At 57.8% G+C, this 19,745-nt stretch carries 21 protein-coding genes; 8 read left to right on the plus strand and 13 right to left on the minus strand.

All coding sequences use genetic code 11. The features are described from left to right. Positions 1–12: 12 nt before the first annotated feature. The 6 genes from JNM42_RS17560 (at position 13) to JNM42_RS17585 (ending at position 4,366) form a co-directional block, all read left to right on the plus strand. The gene (locus JNM42_RS17560) at positions 13–1,260 is read left to right on the plus strand and encodes a M48 family metallopeptidase (protein ID WP_294273267.1); all 1,248 of its coding nucleotides are present in this window, start codon (positions 13–15) and stop codon (positions 1,258–1,260) included. 7 nt (positions 1,261–1,267) lie between these two features. Further along, the gene (locus JNM42_RS17565; RefSeq protein ID WP_294273270.1) at positions 1,268–1,603 is read left to right on the plus strand and encodes a 4a-hydroxytetrahydrobiopterin dehydratase; all 336 of its coding nucleotides are present in this window, start codon (positions 1,268–1,270) and stop codon (positions 1,601–1,603) included. Continuing rightward, positions 1,594–2,466, plus strand: coding sequence for a ribosome small subunit-dependent GTPase A (rsgA, locus tag JNM42_RS17570; RefSeq protein ID WP_294273327.1), 873 nt, complete (start codon positions 1,594–1,596; stop codon positions 2,464–2,466). Before JNM42_RS17565 ends, rsgA begins: the two co-directional genes overlap by 10 nt. A gap of 18 nt (positions 2,467–2,484) precedes the next feature. Further along, positions 2,485–2,763, plus strand: a complete 279-nt coding sequence (locus JNM42_RS17575) for a polyhydroxyalkanoic acid system family protein (RefSeq protein ID WP_294273274.1) — start codon at positions 2,485–2,487, stop codon at positions 2,761–2,763. A 137-nt stretch (positions 2,764–2,900) separates the two neighbouring features. Further along, positions 2,901–3,560: a TetR/AcrR family transcriptional regulator gene (locus JNM42_RS17580; protein ID WP_294273277.1), complete on the plus strand. Its 660-nt coding sequence runs from the start codon at positions 2,901–2,903 to the stop codon at positions 3,558–3,560. 32 nt (positions 3,561–3,592) lie between these two features. Beyond that, positions 3,593–4,366, plus strand: a complete 774-nt coding sequence (locus JNM42_RS17585) for a hypothetical protein (protein ID WP_294273280.1) — start codon at positions 3,593–3,595, stop codon at positions 4,364–4,366. Positions 4,367–4,517: 151 nt separating this feature from the next. Here JNM42_RS17585 and JNM42_RS17590 read toward each other — a convergent pair whose 3' ends face one another. From JNM42_RS17590 to JNM42_RS17605, 4 genes are all read right to left on the minus strand, one after another. After that, a complete protein-coding gene (locus tag JNM42_RS17590; protein ID WP_294273283.1) occupies positions 4,518–5,072 on the minus strand; it encodes a hypothetical protein in 555 nt (184 codons plus the stop codon). Positions 5,073–5,221: 149 nt separating this feature from the next. Beyond that, complete coding sequence (locus JNM42_RS17595) at positions 5,222–6,706, minus strand: wax ester/triacylglycerol synthase family O-acyltransferase (protein WP_294273286.1); 1,485 nt, start codon at positions 6,704–6,706, stop codon at positions 5,222–5,224. A gap of 366 nt (positions 6,707–7,072) precedes the next feature. Then, on the minus strand, positions 7,073–8,290 hold the full coding sequence (locus JNM42_RS17600; protein ID WP_294273289.1) for a patatin-like phospholipase family protein: 1,218 nt from the start codon (positions 8,288–8,290) through the stop codon (positions 7,073–7,075). A 124-nt stretch (positions 8,291–8,414) separates the two neighbouring features. After that, positions 8,415–8,981 (minus strand): phasin family protein, encoded by a 567-nt coding sequence (locus JNM42_RS17605; protein ID WP_294273292.1) that lies wholly within the window; start codon positions 8,979–8,981, stop codon positions 8,415–8,417. Positions 8,982–9,257: 276 nt separating this feature from the next. On the opposite strand from JNM42_RS17605, the gene JNM42_RS17610 reads away from it, so the two are divergent. Both JNM42_RS17610 and JNM42_RS17615 read left to right on the plus strand, forming a co-directional pair. Next, entirely contained in the window at positions 9,258–11,249 is a 1,992-nt protein-coding gene (locus JNM42_RS17610) for an SDR family oxidoreductase (RefSeq protein WP_294273295.1), read from the plus strand. Between the two features lie 95 nt (positions 11,250–11,344). Continuing rightward, positions 11,345–11,764 (plus strand): ProQ/FinO family protein, encoded by a 420-nt coding sequence (locus tag JNM42_RS17615; protein WP_294273298.1) that lies wholly within the window; start codon positions 11,345–11,347, stop codon positions 11,762–11,764. 37 nt (positions 11,765–11,801) lie between these two features. On the opposite strand, the gene JNM42_RS17620 is transcribed toward JNM42_RS17615, so the two are convergent. The 9 genes from JNM42_RS17620 to JNM42_RS17660 all read right to left on the minus strand — a co-directional run. Then, positions 11,802–11,960 carry a DUF3149 domain-containing protein gene (locus JNM42_RS17620; RefSeq protein ID WP_294273301.1) on the minus strand — a complete coding sequence of 53 codons (159 nt, stop codon included), beginning with the start codon at positions 11,958–11,960 and terminating at the stop codon, positions 11,802–11,804. Between the two features lie 3 nt (positions 11,961–11,963). After that, a complete protein-coding gene (locus JNM42_RS17625; RefSeq protein WP_294273305.1) occupies positions 11,964–12,521 on the minus strand; it encodes a FixH family protein in 558 nt (185 codons plus the stop codon). After that, positions 12,518–13,927 (minus strand): cytochrome c oxidase accessory protein CcoG, encoded by a 1,410-nt coding sequence (gene ccoG / locus JNM42_RS17630; protein ID WP_294273309.1) that lies wholly within the window; start codon positions 13,925–13,927, stop codon positions 12,518–12,520. Before ccoG ends, JNM42_RS17625 begins: the two co-directional genes overlap by 4 nt. Positions 13,928–14,074: 147 nt before the next feature. Further along, positions 14,075–15,007, minus strand: coding sequence for a cytochrome-c oxidase, cbb3-type subunit III (gene ccoP / locus JNM42_RS17635; RefSeq protein ID WP_294273311.1), 933 nt, complete (start codon positions 15,005–15,007; stop codon positions 14,075–14,077). Beyond that, entirely contained in the window at positions 15,004–15,201 is a 198-nt protein-coding gene (locus JNM42_RS17640) for a cbb3-type cytochrome c oxidase subunit 3 (RefSeq protein ID WP_294273314.1), read from the minus strand. The genes ccoP and JNM42_RS17640 overlap by 4 nt, the downstream gene beginning before the upstream one ends. A 4-nt stretch (positions 15,202–15,205) precedes the next feature. Continuing rightward, on the minus strand, positions 15,206–15,820 hold the full coding sequence (gene ccoO / locus JNM42_RS17645; RefSeq protein ID WP_294273317.1) for a cytochrome-c oxidase, cbb3-type subunit II: 615 nt from the start codon (positions 15,818–15,820) through the stop codon (positions 15,206–15,208). A gap of 18 nt (positions 15,821–15,838) precedes the next feature. After that, positions 15,839–17,281 (minus strand): cytochrome-c oxidase, cbb3-type subunit I, encoded by a 1,443-nt coding sequence (gene ccoN / locus JNM42_RS17650; protein ID WP_294273320.1) that lies wholly within the window; start codon positions 17,279–17,281, stop codon positions 15,839–15,841. 209 nt (positions 17,282–17,490) lie between these two features. Further along, on the minus strand, positions 17,491–17,733 hold the full coding sequence (gene ccoS / locus JNM42_RS17655) for a cbb3-type cytochrome oxidase assembly protein CcoS (protein WP_294273322.1): 243 nt from the start codon (positions 17,731–17,733) through the stop codon (positions 17,491–17,493). A 16-nt stretch (positions 17,734–17,749) separates the two neighbouring features. After that, positions 17,750–19,745: heavy metal translocating P-type ATPase (locus JNM42_RS17660; RefSeq protein WP_294273324.1), on the minus strand; the 1,996-nt coding region annotated here is incomplete at its 5' end.

Raw genomic sequence — 19,745 nt, forward strand, 5'->3', positions numbered from 1 at the left:
TGTCACAGCTTGATGATCAATATTTTCTCGTTCGCTTTTCTTGCCGCACTCTCGGTGATGGTCGCGCTTCGCCTGTATCTGGCTTGGCGCCAGATTTCACACGTAATCGCTTGCCGGGCCGTAGTACCCGATCAGTTTGCCGGTCGGGTCGAGCTTGCCGCGCATCACAAAGCGGCGGATTACGCTGTTGCTCGAACGCGGTTCGGCGTGCTGTCGCTTCTCGTCGAAATTGCCCTGCTTCTGGTTTTTACTTTTGGTGGCGGACTTCAAGCACTCCATGATTTCTGGAGTACCAGGCTCTCCGGTGCGGGTTATGGCGTCGCACTGATTTTCAGTGTCATGCTCATTTCGGGCCTGATCGACCTTCCCTTGACGCTGTATACGCAATTTGTCATCGAAGAGAAATTCGGCTTCAACCGCATGACGTTCGGCTTGTTCCTCATTGATCTTATCAAGCAAACGGCGCTTGGCGTCGCCATCGGCACGCCGGTACTGCTCGCCGTGCTCTGGCTGATGGCGCAGATGGGCAGCCTGTGGTGGCTCTATGTCTGGCTGTTCTGGTGCAGCTTCAATCTGCTGATCCTCTTTATCTACCCGACCTGGATCGCCCCGCTCTTCAACAAATTTTCCCCGCTCGACGATGCGCCGCTCAAGGCACGCATCGAAGCCCTGCTGCAACGGTGCGGTTTTGCTTCGTCGGGATTGTTCGTGATGGACGGTTCGCGGCGTTCAAACCATGGCAACGCTTACTTTACCGGCTTCGGCAAGAGCAAGCGCATCGTCTTTTTCGATACCCTGCTCGGCCGCCTGCTGCCGGTCGAGGTGGAAGCCGTTCTGGCTCACGAACTCGGCCACTTCAAGCACCGTCACGTGATCAAGCGCATCGTCCTGCTCTTCGCCCTGTCGCTGGCTGGTCTGGCACTGCTTGGCCAGTTGATGGACGCCGACTGGTTTTTCAACGGGCTTGGGGTGAGCGTGCAAAACACCGCGCTGGCACTGATTCTGTTCTTTCTGGTGGCGCCGGTCTTCAGCTTCCTGCTGACGCCACTGATCAGCCTGCTCTCGCGCCGCCACGAGTTCGAAGCGGATCGCTACGCCGCCGACCATGCCTCGGCCGACGATCTGGTCAAGGCGCTGGTCAAGCTCTACGAGGACAATGCCGCTACACTGACGCCCGACCCGCTGCATTCGCTGTTCTACGACTCGCATCCTCCTGCTGCGCTGCGTATCTCACGCCTGGCACGCCTGAACATAAACTGAGGTCAACATGCCCGAAACACCGCTCATCGAAGATCGTTGCCGTCCCCTGCGTGGCCCGCAGCACCGGCTTGACGCCACGCAGATACTCGCGCTGCTCAAACAACTCGACGGCTGGGAAATTGACCAGGAACGACTGCACCGGGAATTTCGTTTTGCCGACTACAGGAGCACCATGCTGTTCGTCAATGCCGTCGCCTGGCTCGCCGAACGCGAGAATCACCACCCCGATCTCGAAGTTGGCTATAGCCGGGTGAAGGTCGCCTACAGCACGCATGATGTCGGCGGCCTCTCGCACAACGATTTTATCTGCGCCGCCAAGATCGGGGCCCTGACATCAATTTGAAACTCTCAGGCACCATCGTTGCCGCGCATGGACGGCAATATCGGGTTGAACTGACTACCGGCGAGACGCTGCTCTGCTTCCCGCGCGGAAAGAAAAGTGAGCTGGCCTGTGGCGACCAGGTCAGCGTGCAGCGTAGCGGCGATGCCCAGGGCGTCATTGTTTCGCTCGCTCCGCGCCGCACGCTGCTCTATCGCTCCAACGATTTCAAACAGAAGCTGATCGCCGCCAACGTGACACAAATCGTCATTGTGGTCGCTACCGAGCCTTCGTTTTCAGACGAACTGGTCTCGCGCTGCATGGTTGCTGCCGAAAGCCAGGACATCAAGGCGCTGATCGTTCTCAACAAGTGCGACCTGAGCGACCGGGTTGCACCGGCCATCCTTGCCCTGGCGCCGTTTGAAAAACTGGGTTACCCCCTGCTCAGACTTTCTGCGCGTGTCGGCGCCGAAGCCCTGCGCCCGTATTTGTCAAACCAGACCAGTGTGCTTGTCGGCCAGTCCGGCATGGGCAAATCAACGCTGACCAACGTGCTGGTGCCTGAGGCGCAGGCGCCAACGCGCGAGATTTCCGAGGCACTCGACTCCGGAAAACACACCACGACACACGCCACGCTCTATCGTCTCGACGCCAGCTCGGTATTTATCGACTCTCCCGGCCTGCAGGAGTTTGGCCTGCGCCACCTGTCGCCAGGTGCTATCGAGCGTGGCTTTCCGGAATTCAGGCTATTGCTCGGCCAATGCCGCTTTCGCAACTGCCGCCATCAGCGCGAACCCGATTGTGCCGTTCATTCTGCCGTCCAGCGTGGCGACATTGACCCACGCCGCTACGCCGCTTTCCGTTCTCTCTGCGCCGAAGCGGGCTGACCTCACAGGAGTATCTCAATGACTGACATTTCCATTCGCCGCAAACACGGTAAAACGCACTCCGAAGCCCGTGCCGCTGCCGAACACATGGCCTCCGAACTCAAGGAAGAGTTTGGCCTCAACTATGCATGGGATGGCGATGTACTGCGCTTCAAGCGTTCGGGCGTTTCCGGCGAGCTAGCGCTGGACGAAGTGGAAGTCGCCCTGCACATCCGCCTCGGCTTTCTGCTTTCGGCACTCAAACCGAGCATTGAACGCGAGGTGCACAAGTTCTTTGATGAAAATTTTCACGCCTGAGCTGTGCGGATTTAATCACTGAAACTGTTGCGTGCGTACTCTGCTGAGTCCTTTGCAAAGCCTGTCGGCATTTCCAGCACCGGTTAGTGGTGTTATGCTCATCGCTCATGACAAACAAGCCGTCAGCGGGCAGGCCCATGGATATTAAACCGAAGCGAAGAACACGCGAGCGCATCCTTGAAGCCAGCCTGCGGCTGTTCAACGATTTTGGCGAACCGAATGTCACGACCACCGTTATTGCCGACGATCTTGATATCAGCCCGGGCAATCTCTATTACCACTTCCACAACAAGGACGAGATTGTCGAGGCCATATTCGCCGGATTCGAGCGGGAGATCGAAGCAATACTCTCCGTACCGAGCAATCGGCAGGCCGACGTCGATGACATCTGGCTGTTTCTGCACCTGCTGTTCGAGCAGATCTGGAAGTTCCGTTTTTTCTACCGCGACCTGAACGATTTGCTGACACGCAACCGCACGCTTGAAATACATTTCAAGCAGATCCTCGCACACAAGGTGTTGACCGCTACGCTACTCTGCGAAGGACTGGTCGCGGCCGGCGCCATGCGCGCATCGAGCAGCGAGTTGCATGCGTTGAGCACCAATATGGCGGTGATCGCCACGTACTGGTTATCCTTCGAGTATGCTCGTGATCCGCGCGGCAAGATGGAGAACGAACGAATCGGGCGGGGTGTTTATCAGGTCATGGCCATGGTTTCCCCCTTCCTGATCGATAAATCACGATCACTGCTGGAAAAGCTCTCTGTCGAGTACCTGAAGCAACAACCCCTCCGATAATCCAACCTCTTTGATCATTCAGGAGAAAAGTGATGGCCTGGAAAAAATTTCCCCATACCGACAAGACGTTTTCATATACCGGTGCTGCGCTCCAGAAAAACTGGGCGCGCCTGCATCGCGGTGATTGCGAACCTTATCCGGACAATGCAAAAGTCCAGGCCGCCTGGCGCAGCTATCATGCCGGCGACTTCGGCAAGGCGGTCGAACTCGGGCTCGCCTGCGGCATGGCCGGATACGCGGTTGCCAACAAGGCGGCGACCGTCTATGCCAGCTATCTGGAGACGGATGATGAGCGAAAGCGCACACTGCTGCTTGACGCCGCGCAGCGCTGTGAAGAACAGCAGAAGGCGATGCCGGAGTACGTGAATGCCTGGTACCTCCATGCCTATGCCCTGGGTCGGTACAGCCAGAGCATTTCGGTGGTCAAGGCGCTAACCGAAGGCCTGGGAGGCAAGATCAAGAGCAGCCTGACGCAAGCCATCACGCTGGAACCGAAGCACGCCGATGCACATATCGCGCTCGGCGCCTACCATGCCGAAGTAATAGATAAGGTCGGCTCGCTGGTCGGCGGCCTCACCTACGGTGCGAAGAAACACATCGGGGTCGAGCATTTTGAAACGGCATTGAAACTCAATCCGGACTCGGCCATCGCGAGGATCGAATTTGCCAACGGTCTGGCCATGATGTTCGGCAATGCCCGCATCAAGGACGCCGAGCGTTATTATCAGGAGGCGGTTGCCTGCATTCCTGCGGACGCCATGGAATGGCTGGATGTCGAGTCTGCCAGATCCGAGTTGGAGGATTGATCGGTTTAAACTGGTTTATCTGGAAGGGTTGTTGCCAGCGCTTTCAACGCAGAGGGCGCAGAGAGAGATTCGGGATTTCCCCCCCGGCGCTCGTTGCCAGTAACCGGTGCTGAGCGACCGCACCCGAGATGCGCAGCGTCCAATTTTTCAATCAGCGCGAGCGTGCTTTGTCTTTGGGCGGATCGATCAGGTTGACGCAACGCTGTAGCGTAGCGGCCTGCTCCTCAGGCGACTTGCCAACCAACTCGCAGTTCTGAGCAACCGTTTGCGGCTTCTTTGCCTTCGGCGGGATGGGGAGCTCCGGGGGTGCGCCTGTATCCTTGGCACCGGCACCAGGCGACTTCGGCGCGATGGCGGCGTTATCAAGCACAGCCGGAGCGGCACTTTCCGTTTTTTTGACTTTTTCGCCAGCGGCATTTGAACGGGCGACCGAATACTCTTTCAACATATGCACCTGCCTGGAGAGCACTTCGATTTGTGCCTTCATATCGTCAAGAGCAAGGCTCTTTTCCTTGAGCGCGTCCTTTGCCACAAGAACCTCGGCTTGCAAGGCCTTGTTATTTTGATAATAAAGAAACGCACCGGCAACAATCGCCGTCAGAAGAACGCCCAGCAGCGTCGACAGGATTACGACAATCGTGAGTTTCGGACCATCGACTGGCGCTTTTTCTTCGATAACTTCAGACTCATCGTCATGAATGGTCAAGGCAGTGTCCTCTGATTATCCGTCGGCACAGTGTTTCACCAGCGCTGAAACTCCAAAACACAGCCCAGGCGACAACCTGGCGCCAGGGAATGACAAGAGAAATCCGGACAGGCCACATCTAGCAATCGCGACTGTTCAACATTACGACGTCATACTTCTTCGAGCAGCACCGCTTCAACGGCCGCCGGATTGCCAAGTCGCGCCCAAGGCTCCATCAGGACCAGCCAAAGCAGTTTTTCGAATTCAAGCGCAAAACGTTCGACGATACGCTCGGGATCGTCAACCATGTTTTTATCGGTAATCAACCCGAACTGTACCTGGCCGTCATAGGAGAGGATACTGACGCCGATACCGATGCTACCCGACTGCGGCACCCAGAACATCTGCTGCCTGAGTTTGACCCCGGCCATATAGCGCGCCTGCTGCGGCCCTGGGACATTGGTCATCACTGCCGTGGCTTTGCTGGACAGCAGGTCGAGCACCTGTTGCTGCAAAAACCGGGGCGCCATGCCGACCAGTCCGAGAAGGCTGTAAGTCACCGGCGCCTGATAGGAACCCTTGAGCGCCTGCATCCGCTCACGTGTGGTGTACAAACGAGTCAGGGGATTCTCTATGCCAACCGGCAACTCGAGAGCGACCAGTCCGAAATGGTTACCCAGCTTCTCATTGCTGTCAGTCGAGCGCAGATTCACCGGCACCAGGGCGCGTATCTCGGTGTCCATTGCGCTATCGCCCTGCTCCAGGAGGTAGCCGCGCAATGCTCCCGCCACGGCGGAAAGCAGCATGTCGTTCACGGAACAGCCGAGGACGCGGCCAACGGCCTTGACCTGAGGCAGGGGAATCGGTTCCGACCACGCCACGCGCTTGACCGTACCTGGCTTGCCCTTGAAGCGTGTAGCGCTGTCGTTGGGCATCAACGCCAGCTTTTTGACTTCATTGGCCAGCGAACCGGCGACGCTGGCATAGTCGCGGATTGAACCAGGGTCCTTGCGCAACCCCTGGTACTGGCCCCACAGGTTGCCGCCGATACGGATCGACGCAAGCGCCAGGTCGGTAATCGGCTCGGCGATACTGTTCCAGAAGTTATCATCCTCGTCCGTTTCATCGTCGACGTGAGAACCACGCCTGGTAGACGGCTTCAGCCCACCCTCTTCAGGTGCATCGGCGCTCTCATCGGTCAGTGAATTCAACACACCGATGAGAGCAATGCCGTCAGCAATGGCGTGATGAATGCGAATGACCAGGGCCGAGTCACCCTCGGCGGTTTCGACAAGCTGATACTCCCAGCGTGGGCGCGACGGGTTAAGCGGCTCACTGGCCAGTTCGGCGACGAACTTCTCCAGTTCACGCTTGCCGCAGGGCGAGGGCAGGAGCGACTGCCGAACATGGGTATCGATGTCGAAATCATCGTCATCTACCCACCAGGCACCCTCTGAATTCTGTTCGGCGATTTGATGGAAGCGTGCGTAGCGCTGCAGGCGCTTGGCGACGGTACGCTTCAAGCGCTGGGGATCCAGGCGTCCGGCAAAAATCATCACGCCGATAATCTGCATCAGATTGCTCGGCCGATCCATACGCAACCATGCCGTATCGACGCTGGCGATACGTTCACGAACGCGCTCACGGGATGTCATCGCAGATACTCCGGATAAGTGACCAGTTCACATGATAGCAAGCCATAGGGGGTGTTGACATTCATTTCGTGGATCGCGTTGCCACGAGGGGGCGGTGGATGCTAGGCGCGCGCCTCCGCCCGCACCGGGGTGCGGGCACGGCGAGCAACAACGCAGACGCCGCCCCCTCGCGGCAACCCTTCGGGACGGCCTCTGTGCGGGCGCTTCGAAACGTTGCGGCGGCTAGCTTGGCACCAGCCGCGCCTTGCGCCACATCCCGCACAGAGACCGTCGCGCCCATGAAATGAATGTCAACACCCCCTCGCCAGCTCAGGCAAAGCATCGCCAATCGAAATCTCAGGACCGCCAGCAAGACTGTGCCAGAAATCAGGCTTTTTGCAACTCCAGCCAGCATTCGAGATCGTGCAGCGAAGTATCGAGCGCCGTCGCGGTTGATACCAGATCGGGATGACGTTTTTTAGACAGCAACGAACGGCTGTGATCGCGAAGAACAGAAACGTTCAGATGGAAACCATGGCGCTCGAAAACTGGCGCGAGTTCATGGCGACGCCGGTAAAGATCGGTGCGCGTACGCTGATAGGCATGTTCGCACAAGCGGCTACGGCTGCGGTAACTGAAGACATTGGTAAAGAACATTTCCGCATCGTCACGACCTGGCTCGAACAACACCACATCGGAACCCTCGTATTCATGCCGGTAGCGATCCATACCGGTGCGCATGCGGGAATGGATGATGGCGCGGAATGTTTGCGACAGGACGACCGGCAAGCCCCCGTCAACCAGATGCTCGGGTCTGCGCGCATCATGTTCACGGTGCTCATGTCTGGCCGCCAGTTCGGAATCAAAAGGCACCAGCGGGTTGATGCAAATCACCAGATCGGCACCCTCGCGCAAGGCCACAGAGGCGTGCAGTGTCTTGATCAACGCGCCATCGACATAATAATGTCCGTTGATCTTTACTGGAGGAAACAATCCGGGCAAGGCGGCACTGGCCTGAACGGCCAGTGAGATCGGCACATCGTCATGCCCTGCCCCGCCAAAAGCCACCGACTCGCCAGTATCAAGATCGGTCGCGACCAGGAAGAGCTTGTGTTTGAGCTGCCGGAAATCGTTACTTCGCCCCGCGCTCGAGAACAGTTTTCTGAGCAGTTGATCAATGCCGGCATTATCGAATACACCGGCCGGAAGCGCGTGGCTCAGGCGCTGAAACGACTCGAACAGACCGAGATGCCAAGGGTCGGAAAAATAATGCCGCAAAGACGACCAGAGCAACGGTGGCACGGAACGCGCACGTCTGTAGTACTCGCCGAAAGCCGGGCGCAACAGGACCTCGGGGTCGAAAACCTCATCCGTATCGTTCTCAACCAACATTCGGGCCAGCGTATCTGCTCGCAATCCGTTGGCCAGCGCAGCGGCGATTATGCTTCCTGAACTGACGCCGACGAAGAAATCGAACTCGTTGAAATCGGCCCCCTCTAGCGCTTCGGCCAACGCAGCCATGGCACCGACCTCGTAGATTCCGCCCACAGGCCCACCGCCGGCAAGCGCCAACCCGACCTTCGAACGCAAGGCTCCAGCGGCCATCAAGTATCTCCCGAAAAAACAGCCGGTACGTCTCTCACTGCCCCAAGACAGAAGCTCCCCGTCAGAGTGTGTTGTAGAAACTCACACTCTGACAGGCGGCCCTCCCGCCCGGACCCCTACCAGCTTAGTGGTTGGTATGCGAGATATTCTTCAGCACATCAGCCGGGGTGACTGGCGGTATAGCCTTCGCAGCGGCCGGCTTGGCCGCAGGCTTCCTGGCGACTGGTTTGGCAACGGCCCGGGCTGCCGGCTTGGCGACGGCCTTGACTGCCGGTTTTGCAGCAGGTTTCGCAGCGGGCTTGGCTGCAGCCTTCTGTTCGGTCAGGCCCTGTACGACGGCGGTGAGTTCAACGACACGCCTGGAAAGCTTTTCGATATCCTTCTTGCTCGGTACACCCAGGCTGCCGAGAGCACGTGCAACACGGTCTTCGAACACCTGCTCCAAGCGATCCCAAGTACCGGCTGCCTTACCGGCAACGACGGCGATCTTTTCATCGGTCATTTTGCGCGTCCGCGCCTGAATGCTTTCACCTTCCTTGACCAGCGCATCAAAGACCTTGCCGCCCTCTTCCTGGGCCTTGGCAAATGCACCGAGCCCGGCCAGCCAGATCTGCTGTGCGGAATCCTTGACGGTGAGTGCAAGTTGGTTTTCGGTCAAACTACCGGCCAGTGCTTTCAGTTTCTTTCCCATTTCAAACTCCTTTATCATGAAAGTTGTTCTAGCAACTTTCGAATCTCCCTTCGCTCTCTGAAGAGGGGTCGGGGGTGAGAGTAACGGGCACAGTCTTCATTACCTTGATTGATTGACAAAGTCATGTCCGTTCGCTTTACTACTTGTAAGGTCGGCAAGCGTTTTCTCTTGCTCCTTGATGCCATTGTAGAGACAATAAATAGAGGGGGCATACTAATAGCCTAGGCATTACCCTCTAAAATCGATTCCAGGCTCGCATCCAACCAGGAGAAGTGTATGAACTATTTTGTAACCGGCGCCACCGGTTTTATCGGCAAACGACTTGTTGCCAAACTTCTTGCACGTCCCGATAGCGTTGTTTATTTTCTCGTGCGCACCATTGAGCTGCAACGCATCGATGAATTCAGGGATTACTGGGGCGTCGATGCGACACGCGCGATCCCGATCGTCGGCGATCTCACGCAGCCGAATCTTGGGGTAGTGCAAACCGAAATTCGCAAACTGAAAGGCAAGATCACTCACTTCTTCCACCTCGCAGCGATTTACGACCTCAAGGCCAGTGCGGAGGATCAGCAGCGTGCCAATGTGGATGGAACGCGCAACACCGTCGGCCTGGCTGAAACCATGGCCGTCAAGCATTTTCACCTGGTCAGTTCGATTGCCTCGGCAGGCCTGTTTGAAGGCCTCTTTCGCGAAGACATGTTCGAAGAAGCCGAGAACCTGGAAAACCCCTACTTCCGCACCAAGCACGATTCCGAAGGCATCGTGCGCACGGAGTGCCACGTGCCATGGCGCATCTTCCGCCCGGCCATTGTCGTCGGCGACTCGCGCACCGGCGAGATGGACAAGATCGACGGGCCATACTACTTCTTCAAACTGATCCAGAAAATGCGCAAGCTCCTGCCGAGCTGGATGCCGACGATCGGCATTGAAGGCGGGCGCATCAATGTCGTTCCGGTCGATTTCGTTGTTGCGGCGATGGATCACATCGCCCACCTGAAAAATGAAGACGGCAAGTGCTTCCATCTGACCGACCCGAGTCCGATGCGTGTCGGCGACCTGCTCAACAGTTTTGCCCGTGCGGCGCACGCGCCGCAAATGACCATGCGAATCAATGCCGCGATTTTTGGCTTCATTCCCAAGCACATCCGCAAGGCGCTGTTCGCACTGACGCCGATTCGCCGCATTCGCAATGCGGTGATGAAGGATCTCGGTCTCCCCGACAGCATTTTCGAGTTCATCAATTACCCGACCCGTTTCGATTGCCGCGAAACACTGCGCGTACTCAAGGGCACTGACATTGCCGTGCCGCCGCTTGACACGTATGCTTGGCGTCTTTGGGACTACTGGGAACGCCATCTTGACCCGGACCTGTTCATTGATTACAGCCTGCGCGGTCAGGTCGAAGGCAAGGTTGTGCTGGTAACCGGCGGCTCCTCGGGTATCGGGAAAGCAACCATCCGCAAGATTGCCGAGGCCGGCGCCATCGCTGTCACCATTGCGCGCGATGCCCAGCAGCTTGACGAGACACGCGCCGAATTCGAGGCGGCCGGTCTGAAGCTGATCACACACGTCGTCGACATTGCCTCGAAGGAACAATGCGATGCCTTCGTCAAGATCATGGACGAGCAGCTCGGCGGCGTCGATATTCTGGTCAATAATGCCGGACGTTCGATACGTCGCGGCATAGAGAATTCGTTCGATCGTTTCCACGACTATGAACGAACCATGGAAGTCAATTATTTTGGCGCGCTACGCCTGACCATGGGCTTGCTGCCGGGGATGATCAAGAAGAAAAAGGGAATGGTGGTCAACATTTCATCGATCGGGGTGTTGACCAATGCCCCGCGCTTCTCGGCTTATGTTGCTTCAAAAGCCGCCATGGATGCCTGGACGCGTTGTGCAGCGTCGGAGTTTGCTGACCGACACATCGACTTTACGACGATCAACATGCCACTTGTCAAGACCCCGATGATCTCGCCGACCAAACTCTATGAGCAGGTGCCCACACTCACACCCGAAGAAGCCGCCATGATGGTGGTCAACGCCATCATCCACAAACCGGTGCGCATTGCCACACGGCTGGGAATCTTTGGTGCCCTGCTGCATTCTCTGATGCCGAAAGTGGCACAAATCGTCATGAATACAAGCTTCCGCATGTTCCCCGATTCGATCGCCGCTGGTCAGAGCAAGAAGCCCGCTGCGCTGCAAACACCATCGGCTGATCAGATCGCCTTCACCCAGATCATGCGCGGCATGCATTTCTGAGCACTTCGTCGTGCGCGCACGCCGGTCGCGTGCGCTGCATGACAAAGTGGTATGCTGCTAGGCTTCCGGAAAATCTGAAAAAAGACAGTGTGCCCATGAACACACCCACCCCTCCTGACAATCCAGGCCAGAATGCTCGCGCACTGCTCAAAACCTTGCAGGAAAATTACCCGGTTTTCCGCGAGTGCTCGCCACTGGTCATCGGCATCGACAAGCAAATTCTTGAACGGCTACCCGATATTGAGCGTAAAACCCTGCGCATCGCGCTGGGCATGCATACCAACTCGCTGCGTTATCTCAAGACAATGGAGAAAGCGACCCACCGTCTCGATCTAGACGGTAACGCAGGGGCCGAAGTGATGGCTACGCACCGCAGCCATGCCACTGAAGTCCTGCGCGAACGCTTCCGGAAGGATGCCGAACGGCGCAAGGCGCAACGCGAGGCCGAAGCGCAGGAGCGTCAGCGTAGCGAGAAACTCAGGCAACTGCTCGAGAAGTTCGACAAGAACAGGTAGCGTCGAGCGACTACCCTGAAACCGGCAGCAGCTCACTTCACCTGTTGCTTCTCAACTTTGCCTGCGTCTGCTGCTCTTCTTCGCGTATCTTTCTGGAAAAGAAGCGCGCGAACCAGAACGCCATCCCCACAATAAAAACGATGACGAACAGGCTGAAAAGCCCGATATCGCTTGTAAACAACGTGTTCCAGGCCATCACTTACCTCCCCTTGCTATCGGAAATTAGAGCAGAACCGACATCGGTTTTCGCTTCGTCGGGCAAACGTAGCGATGCATTATTTTCAATGTTCCAGTCGCCGGTCAAACGCCATTCGCCCTTCTCGTCTTCCAGGGCAATACGCCAGCGGCCCGTCAGAAGAGCATCCAGCCTGCCCGAATAAGTCCCCGCGCCATCGGTGCGCAGGAGCACGTTCTGATCAACACCGGCGCGGGTTGGATGAGCAATGCGCAGTTTGAGCACATCCGGCAGAACAGTGTCCGGCTTCCCGCGCAGCAGAATCCGGATTTGCTTCCCATCGGTACTCAGCATCAGATCGGCCTGCAAGCCCAGCCTGACGGCACTCTGGTTGCGTGCCGTCACCTGATTCACGGCCAGACCCTGCTTGTAGTAGTCGTCATCGACCAGGCCATCATTGCTCCAGACGGCCAGATACAGTGTGGCAAACCCGGCAATGACAACAATGAACGGTCCGGCCATTAGAATCCATGGCCAGGGATGGCGATACCAGGGCTTGATGGCAATCAATTTCTGATTCATGGCATGAAGAAAGTCGTCTTCTCGCGCACGGCAATCGAGTCGTGATTCTGCGCACGAACATCAAAGAAAATCCTGTTCGAACCCTTGCTGGCGTCCTGAGCCGATACGATGACCAGAACGCTCTTGTTGGAAGCGGCTGGCACTTCGATGATCCGATCGCCCGCGATGTCGATCCCCTCGATGCCGCTGACACTGATCGCGTAACGATGAGTCGTGGCATCGGTATTCATCACGTTCAGCGTGAACACGTTCTCGATTCGTCCGTCGTCCGCTTCACGGTAGAGCGTTGAGCGATCGCGCAGGATATCGACCCTGAGTGGGATGCGAGAGCTTAGACTCCAGGCCGTCGCACTAATGATAACCAGCAGGATCGATGTGTACAGGATAGTGCGCGGACGCATCAGATGAGCGAGGATGTCGCGCGGCTTGTAGTGCTTGGCCAGTGCATTTTCGGTCGAGTAACGCACCAGCCCGCGCGGATAGCCAACTTTGTCCATCACCGTATCGCAGGCATCGATACAGGCGGCACAGGCAATGCACTCGTACTGCAGGCCGTTGCGGATGTCGATACCGGTGGGGCAAACCTGGACGCAGATGCCGCAATCGACGCAGTCGCCGAGATTTTGGGCTTTTGCATCGACGCTTTTCTTGCGCAGGCCGCGCGGCTCGCCACGCTCGGCATCGTAGGTGATGATCAAGGAATCGGGGTCGAACATGACGCCCTGAAAACGCGCATAAGGGCACATGTACTTGCATACCTGCTCGCGCATGAAGCCGGCCATCATGTAGAGGAAAGCCGCGTAGAAAAAAATCCAGAAGATCTCCCAGGGTCCCAGCGTAAGGCTGGCAATCGAGCCGATGAGCTCCCTGATCGGCGTGAAGTAGCCAACAAAGGTGACCCCGGTCCACAGCGCTACAAGAAGCCAGAGCGAATGCTTGATCGCCTTTAGGCGGAGCTTGCGCGGATTCATTGGCTGCGCGTCGAGCTTCATGCGTGCCGGTCGCTCGCCTTCGAGCTTGCGCTCGATCCACATGAACAGCTCGGTATAGACCGTCTGCGGGCAGGCGTAACCGCAGAACAGACGGCCACCAACCGCTGTCACCAGAAACAGGGAATAGGCCGAGATAACCAGCAGGACAGCCAGATAAATCGCATCCTGTGGCCAGAAAACCATACCAAAAATATAGAACTTCCGCTCGACCAGGTGGAAGAGAACGGCCTGGCGTCCACCCCAGTCGATCCAGCAAAGACCGTAGAACAACGCCTGGGTAACAAAAACCATGGCCCAGCGCCAGTTGTTGAAAACACCCTTGACGCTGCGCGCGTAAATCGTTTTGTGTTTCTCGTACAGCCCCTCGGTATTGATGACAATCGGCTGGCTTGATTTATTCACGGCCTTGTTCATGACTGTGCTTTCTAATCCATTTAAGAATTACACGTTACTCTAATATTCGAAAGAAGGTGACATGCAATTTTGACAAGGATCAGATCGTTCTCCCTGGATAAAAAAGAAAGGGCAACTCGCGTTGCCCCGCCCGGGCCAACCCAATGATTATTTCTTCTCGCCACCCATGCTCAGATTAAGCACATAAGCGGACAGCAAGTGAATCTTTGCTTCCCCGAGGAAGTCCTTCATGGCCGGCATCTGGTTAGCGCGCCCCTTGGTAATGGCTTCAACAATCTTGGCCTCGGAATTACCGTAGATCCAGACCTTGTCGGTCAGGTTAGGGGCCCCGAGGGCATACATCCCCTTGCCATCCTGACCATGACAGGCCGCACAAACGGTCTCGAACTTAGGCTTGCCCTTGGCCGCAAGCGCACTGTCGTTACTCAGGCCGGAGAGCGAGCGCACATAATTGGCCACTTCCCTGGCGCCGGCTTCGCCACCGATGGCATCCGGGTTGCCGCCATAAGCCGGCATCATGCCCATGCGCCCGGCGGTGATCGTCTCGACGATCTGGGCTGGCTCGCCACCCCACTGCCAGTCCTTGTCGGTGAGGTTGGGATAACCCTGCTCTCTCGACCCCTGGGCTGCTGCGCCATGACACTGCGTGCAATAGGTCTGGTACAGGCGGGCACTCATTTCCATCGCCTCCTTGTTGGCGGCGACGGTCTGCAGATCCATCTTCAGGAACTTATCGAAAAGCGGATTGACCTGGGCATCGACTCTTTGACGTTCAATCTGGTACTGGCCGCTGGATGACCAGCCGAGCAGTCCCTGGAAGCTGCCGAGCGTCGGAAACAGAAGGGCATAAACCAGCGCGAAGACAATGGTGATATAGAACAGCCACATCCACCACTTGGGTAGCGGATTGTTGTACTCCTGAAGTGACTCATCCCACACATGACCCGTGGTATCGCTCGTCTGTTCGCTACCCGGATGGTGAATGCTTTGCGACCAGAGAAAGACGCCGCAGATCAGGACACTTCCCAGCACCAGCAGGATGACATACCAGTTCCAGAACTGATTGACAAAAATGTTCATGATATTTTCCTTTTTTCGTTGCCGGAAGAAAGACCGAGTTCGGCTCGATCCACTTCCTCATCTGCAAACGGCAAATTGGCCGCTTCCTCGAAGCGTTTCTTGTTGCCCTTCAAGCCGTAAGCCCACCAGACAATACCCAGGAAGGTCACCAGGAAGACGACCGTAACGAGGGATCGCAGATCGTTGATATCCATGGCCTTACTTGGCCCCTTTCAGCTCGATTCCCAGCCCCTGCAGATAGGCGACCAGAACGTCGAGCTCGGTTTTGCCTTCGAGTTGCTTGCCGGCTTCGGCGATCTCCGCATCGGTGTAAGGCACTCCCACCATGCGCAGGGCGCTCATCTTGGCTCCGATCGTCGAGGCGTTGACCGGGGTCTTGCCGAGGAAGGCATAAGCCGGCATGTTGGACTCGGGAACCACATCGCGCGGATTGTTCAGGTGCGCGCGGTGCCAATCGTCCGAATAGCGACCGCCAACCCGATGCAGATCCGGGCCGGTACGTTTGGAACCCCACTGGAACGGATGGTCATAAACGAACTCGCCGGCCACCGAGTAGTGGCCATAACGCTCGGTTTCGGCACGGAACGGGCGGATCATCTGCGAGTGGCAGTTGTAACAGCCTTCGCGGATATAGATGTCGCGACCGGTCAGACGCACCGGATCGTACGGCTTGAGACCATCCACCGGTTGCGTCGTCGCGTTCTGGAAGAACAAGGGAACGATCTCGACCAGCCCACCCCAGATGATCGTCAGCACGGTCAGGACGATCAGCAAGCCGACGTTACGTTCTATCGAATCATGCGTAAGTTTCATTTTATTTGAGCCTCCCTGTTAGGCGTGTTGGCCGGCCGGAACCAGCACCGGCGCATCGACGGTGCTTCCACCGGCCATGGTCTTGAACATGTTGTAGGCCATGATCAGCATGCCCGACAGGAAGAGCACACCGCCCACCAGACGAATGGCCCAGAATGGATAGGTCGCCTTGACCGATTCGACGAAGCTGTACGCCAGCGTGCCATCGGGGTTGCTCGTGCGCCACATCAGGCCCTGCATGACGCCGGCAATCCACATCGAAGCGATGTAAAGCACGATGCCGATGGTCGCCACCCAGAAATGGACGGTCATCAGTTTGACGCTGTGCATCTGAGGCTTGCCGAACAGGCGCGGCAGCAGGTAATACATCGAGCCGATCGTGATCATCGCCACCCAGCCCAGCGCACCGGAGTGCACGTGGCCCACCGTCCAGTCGGTGTAGTGCGACAACGCATTGACCGTCTTGATCGACATCATCGGGCCTTCGAATGTCGACATGCCGTAGAAGGACAGCGAGGTAATCAGGAATTTCAGGATCGGATCGTCACGCAGCTTGCCCCAGGCACCGGACAGCGTCATGATGCCGTTGATCATGCCACCCCAGGACGGCGCCAGCAGGATCAGTGAGAAGATCATGCCCACCGACTGCGTCCAGTCGGGCAGCGCGGTGTAGTGCAGGTGGTGCGGGCCGGCCCACATGTAGGTGAAGATCAGCGCCCAGAAGTGCACCACCGACAGCCGGTACGAATAGATTGGGCGACCCGCCTGCTTCGGAACAAAGTAGTACATGATGCCGAGGAAGCCGGTGGTCAGGAAGAAACCGACCGCATTGTGACCATACCACCACTGAACCATCGCATCCTGGACACCGGCGTAGGCCGAGTAGGACTTGGGTGTCAGAATGCCGGCGGCAAAAACCGGAATCTCGGCGCTGTTGACCAGGTGCAGCACGGCGACGGTCAGTATCATCGAGCCGAAGAACCAGTTGGCCACATAGATGTGGCTGACCTTGCGCTTGGCAATGGTGCCGAAGAAGACGATGGCGTAGGAAACCCAGACGAGAGTGATCAGGATGTCGATCGGCCACTCAAGTTCGGCGTATTCCTTGCCGGAGGTGAAACCCAGCGGCAGCGAAAGCGCGGCCAGCAGGATGACCAGTTGCCAGCCCCAGAAGGTGAAGGCGGCCAGACCGCCGGCAAACAGGCGGGCATGGCTGGTACGCTGAACGACGTAATAGGACGTCGCAAACAGCGCGCAACCGCCGAAGGCAAAAATTACCGCGTTGGTATGCAAGGGCCGCAGACGGCCGTAGGTCAGCCACGGCCCGAAATTCAAATCCGGCCAGACCAGTTGGGCCGCGATGATGACGCCGACCAGCATGCCGACAATGCCCCAGATGACCGTCATCACGGCAAATTGCCGCACAACCTTGTAGTTGTACGTCGATTGAGTTGCTGACATGAACCCACCTCCCTTGTTGATTTGGAACATCAATTACAGGAACAAAATGCCGCTAAAACTCCCCTTGAAGCAGCATTAGAAAACCGTCCTATTCTAACCGCTACAAGCCTGATTAGAAATAGTTCCGTCTTCCAAAAAATAAATAAATGTTCGATTCAGGAGCATTTTCATCGGCCTTCCTGAAAGTTTTTAACCTTATCGAAAGGGGTTTAACCTGATACGTCCTTTTTGCCGTTCTCGCCTGCCGAACTGGCCGGATCAGGGGTAAGGTCGGGGGCAATATCGGGAGCCTCGGCGGAGGAATCACCGAGTTTGTCATCATCCATCAGCACCCGGTAACCCGGCCCCTCCAGATCGTCGAATTGACCACTGCGCAGCGACCACCAGAAAACGAGGCCAATCAGAAAAACCAGCACCACCGAAAGCGGGATCAGCAGATAAAGGCTTTCCATGATCGATCAGTACTCCTCAATACTCACTGAACCGCTGCAGCCGCAAGGAATTCAATACAACCAGCAGCGAACTGCCGGACATGCCGATGCCGGCCATCCACGGCGTGATGAAACCAAAAATCGCCAGCGGCAGCGCAATCAGGTTATAGGCAAAGGCCCACAGCAGATTTTGCCGGATGACGCGCAAGGAACGACGCGCGACGAAAAATCCCCGGCTCAGATGATCAAGATTCTCCGACAGCAAAACCAGATCGGCCTGCGTCCGCGCCAACTGCGAACCGCCGCCCATGGCCACCGAAACCTGCGCCTGAGCCAGTACCGGCGCGTCATTGACCCCATCACCGACCATCGCCACGATCGCCCCGCCGGCCTGCAAACGACAAACGTAATCGTGCTTGCCCTGCGGCGAAATGCCGGCTGCCACCGTGTCGATTCCCAGAGTCTGCGCCACCTTGCCGGCCACCGGCGCCGCATCGCCGGTCAACAGCGCGATGTGGCGTCCGTCTGCACGCAGCGCCGCGACCATCGCCGCTGCTTGCGGGCGGATTTCATCGCCGAAACGAAACAGTGCCAGCCAGCCCATGGGATTACCCAACGCAATCACCGTATCGCTGCTGGCTGCGAAAGAGCGCGCCGATTCAGGCAGCGGCTGACCGTGTAAAGCCGCAACATAGTCCGGCCGCCCGACACGAATGGTGCTGCCCCGATGCAGCGCCTGCATCCCGCTTCCTGGCTCATTGGTCACATCAGTCAACTCGGGAAGAAGGGTACCCGTTGCCGCCTTGCGCAGCGCGACCCCGACTGGATGCTCGGAAGACTGCTCGATGGCCGCCGCGAGCGCGAGACAAGCCTCCCGGTCGAGTGCTCCCAGGGGCAATACCTCCAGCAAGCTCATCTGCCCGGTGGTCAGCGTCCCGGTCTTGTCGAAAACAAAGTGCGTTGCCCGCGCCAGCGTCTCGATCGCGTGGCTGTGGGTTACCAGCAGACCGGCGCGCGCCATGGCGCCGCTGGCTACCGTCAGGGCCACCGGCGTAGCCAGCGACAGGGCACAGGGGCAAGTCACCACCAGTACCGAAACGGTAATCCACAAGACTTTCGCCGGATCGATGAACCACCAGGTCAGCGCCACCGTTGCCGCTATCAGGAGCAGCGCCAGGATGAAGCGGCCGGCTATACGGTCGGCGAGCTCGACAATGCGTGGTTTCTCCATCGCCGCCCGCTCCATCAAGCGGATGATCGCCGACAGACGCGTCGCCTCGCCGACCTGCTCGACCCTGATCAGCAAGGGGCTTTCGACATTGACCGCGCCGCCGGTTACCGCCGACCCGGGAGCCTTGGCAACCGGCGCGCTTTCACCGGTGAGCAGCGATTCATTGGCGCAACTGAGGCCTTCAATCACCTGCCCGTCCGCCGGAATCGTCTCCCCCGGCTTGACCAGCACCACTTCGCCCGGCGCAAGCTCGCTCGCCATCACCTGCTCAAGCGATCGATTCTGCGGGTAGCCGGTGACCCGGGTAGCCAGGGCAGGCAGCAGCCTGGCCAGCACCTCGGTGAAGCTCACGGCGCGCTGCCTGGCCGTCATTTCCAGGAAACGTCCGCCGAGCAGAAAGAAAACAAACATGGTCACCGAGTCGAAATAGACCTCGCCTGAGGCCGTCAGCGTCGCCCATACGCTGGCCGCAAAGGCCGCACCGACGCCCAGGGCGACCGGCACATCCATCCCGACCCGGCGCAGACGCAGGTCGCGCCAGGCGCCACGGAAGAAGGGTGCGGCTGAATAGAAGACAACCGGCAGGGTCAGCAGCAGGCTCGCCCAGCGCAACAGCAATTCGATGTCGGGCGCCATGTCCCCGTCGCCGGCAAGATAGGCCGGGATGGCGTACATCATCACCTGCATCATCCCGAAACCGGCCACGAACAGCCGCCACAGGGCGCTGCGCCGCTCGCTGCGTGCCAGATCCTCATTCCTGCTGGCGTCATACGGGTAAGCGCGATATCCGATGGCGACGATG

Source organism: Propionivibrio sp. (assembly GCF_016790145.1).
Lineage (GTDB): Bacteria > Pseudomonadota > Gammaproteobacteria > Burkholderiales > Rhodocyclaceae > Propionivibrio.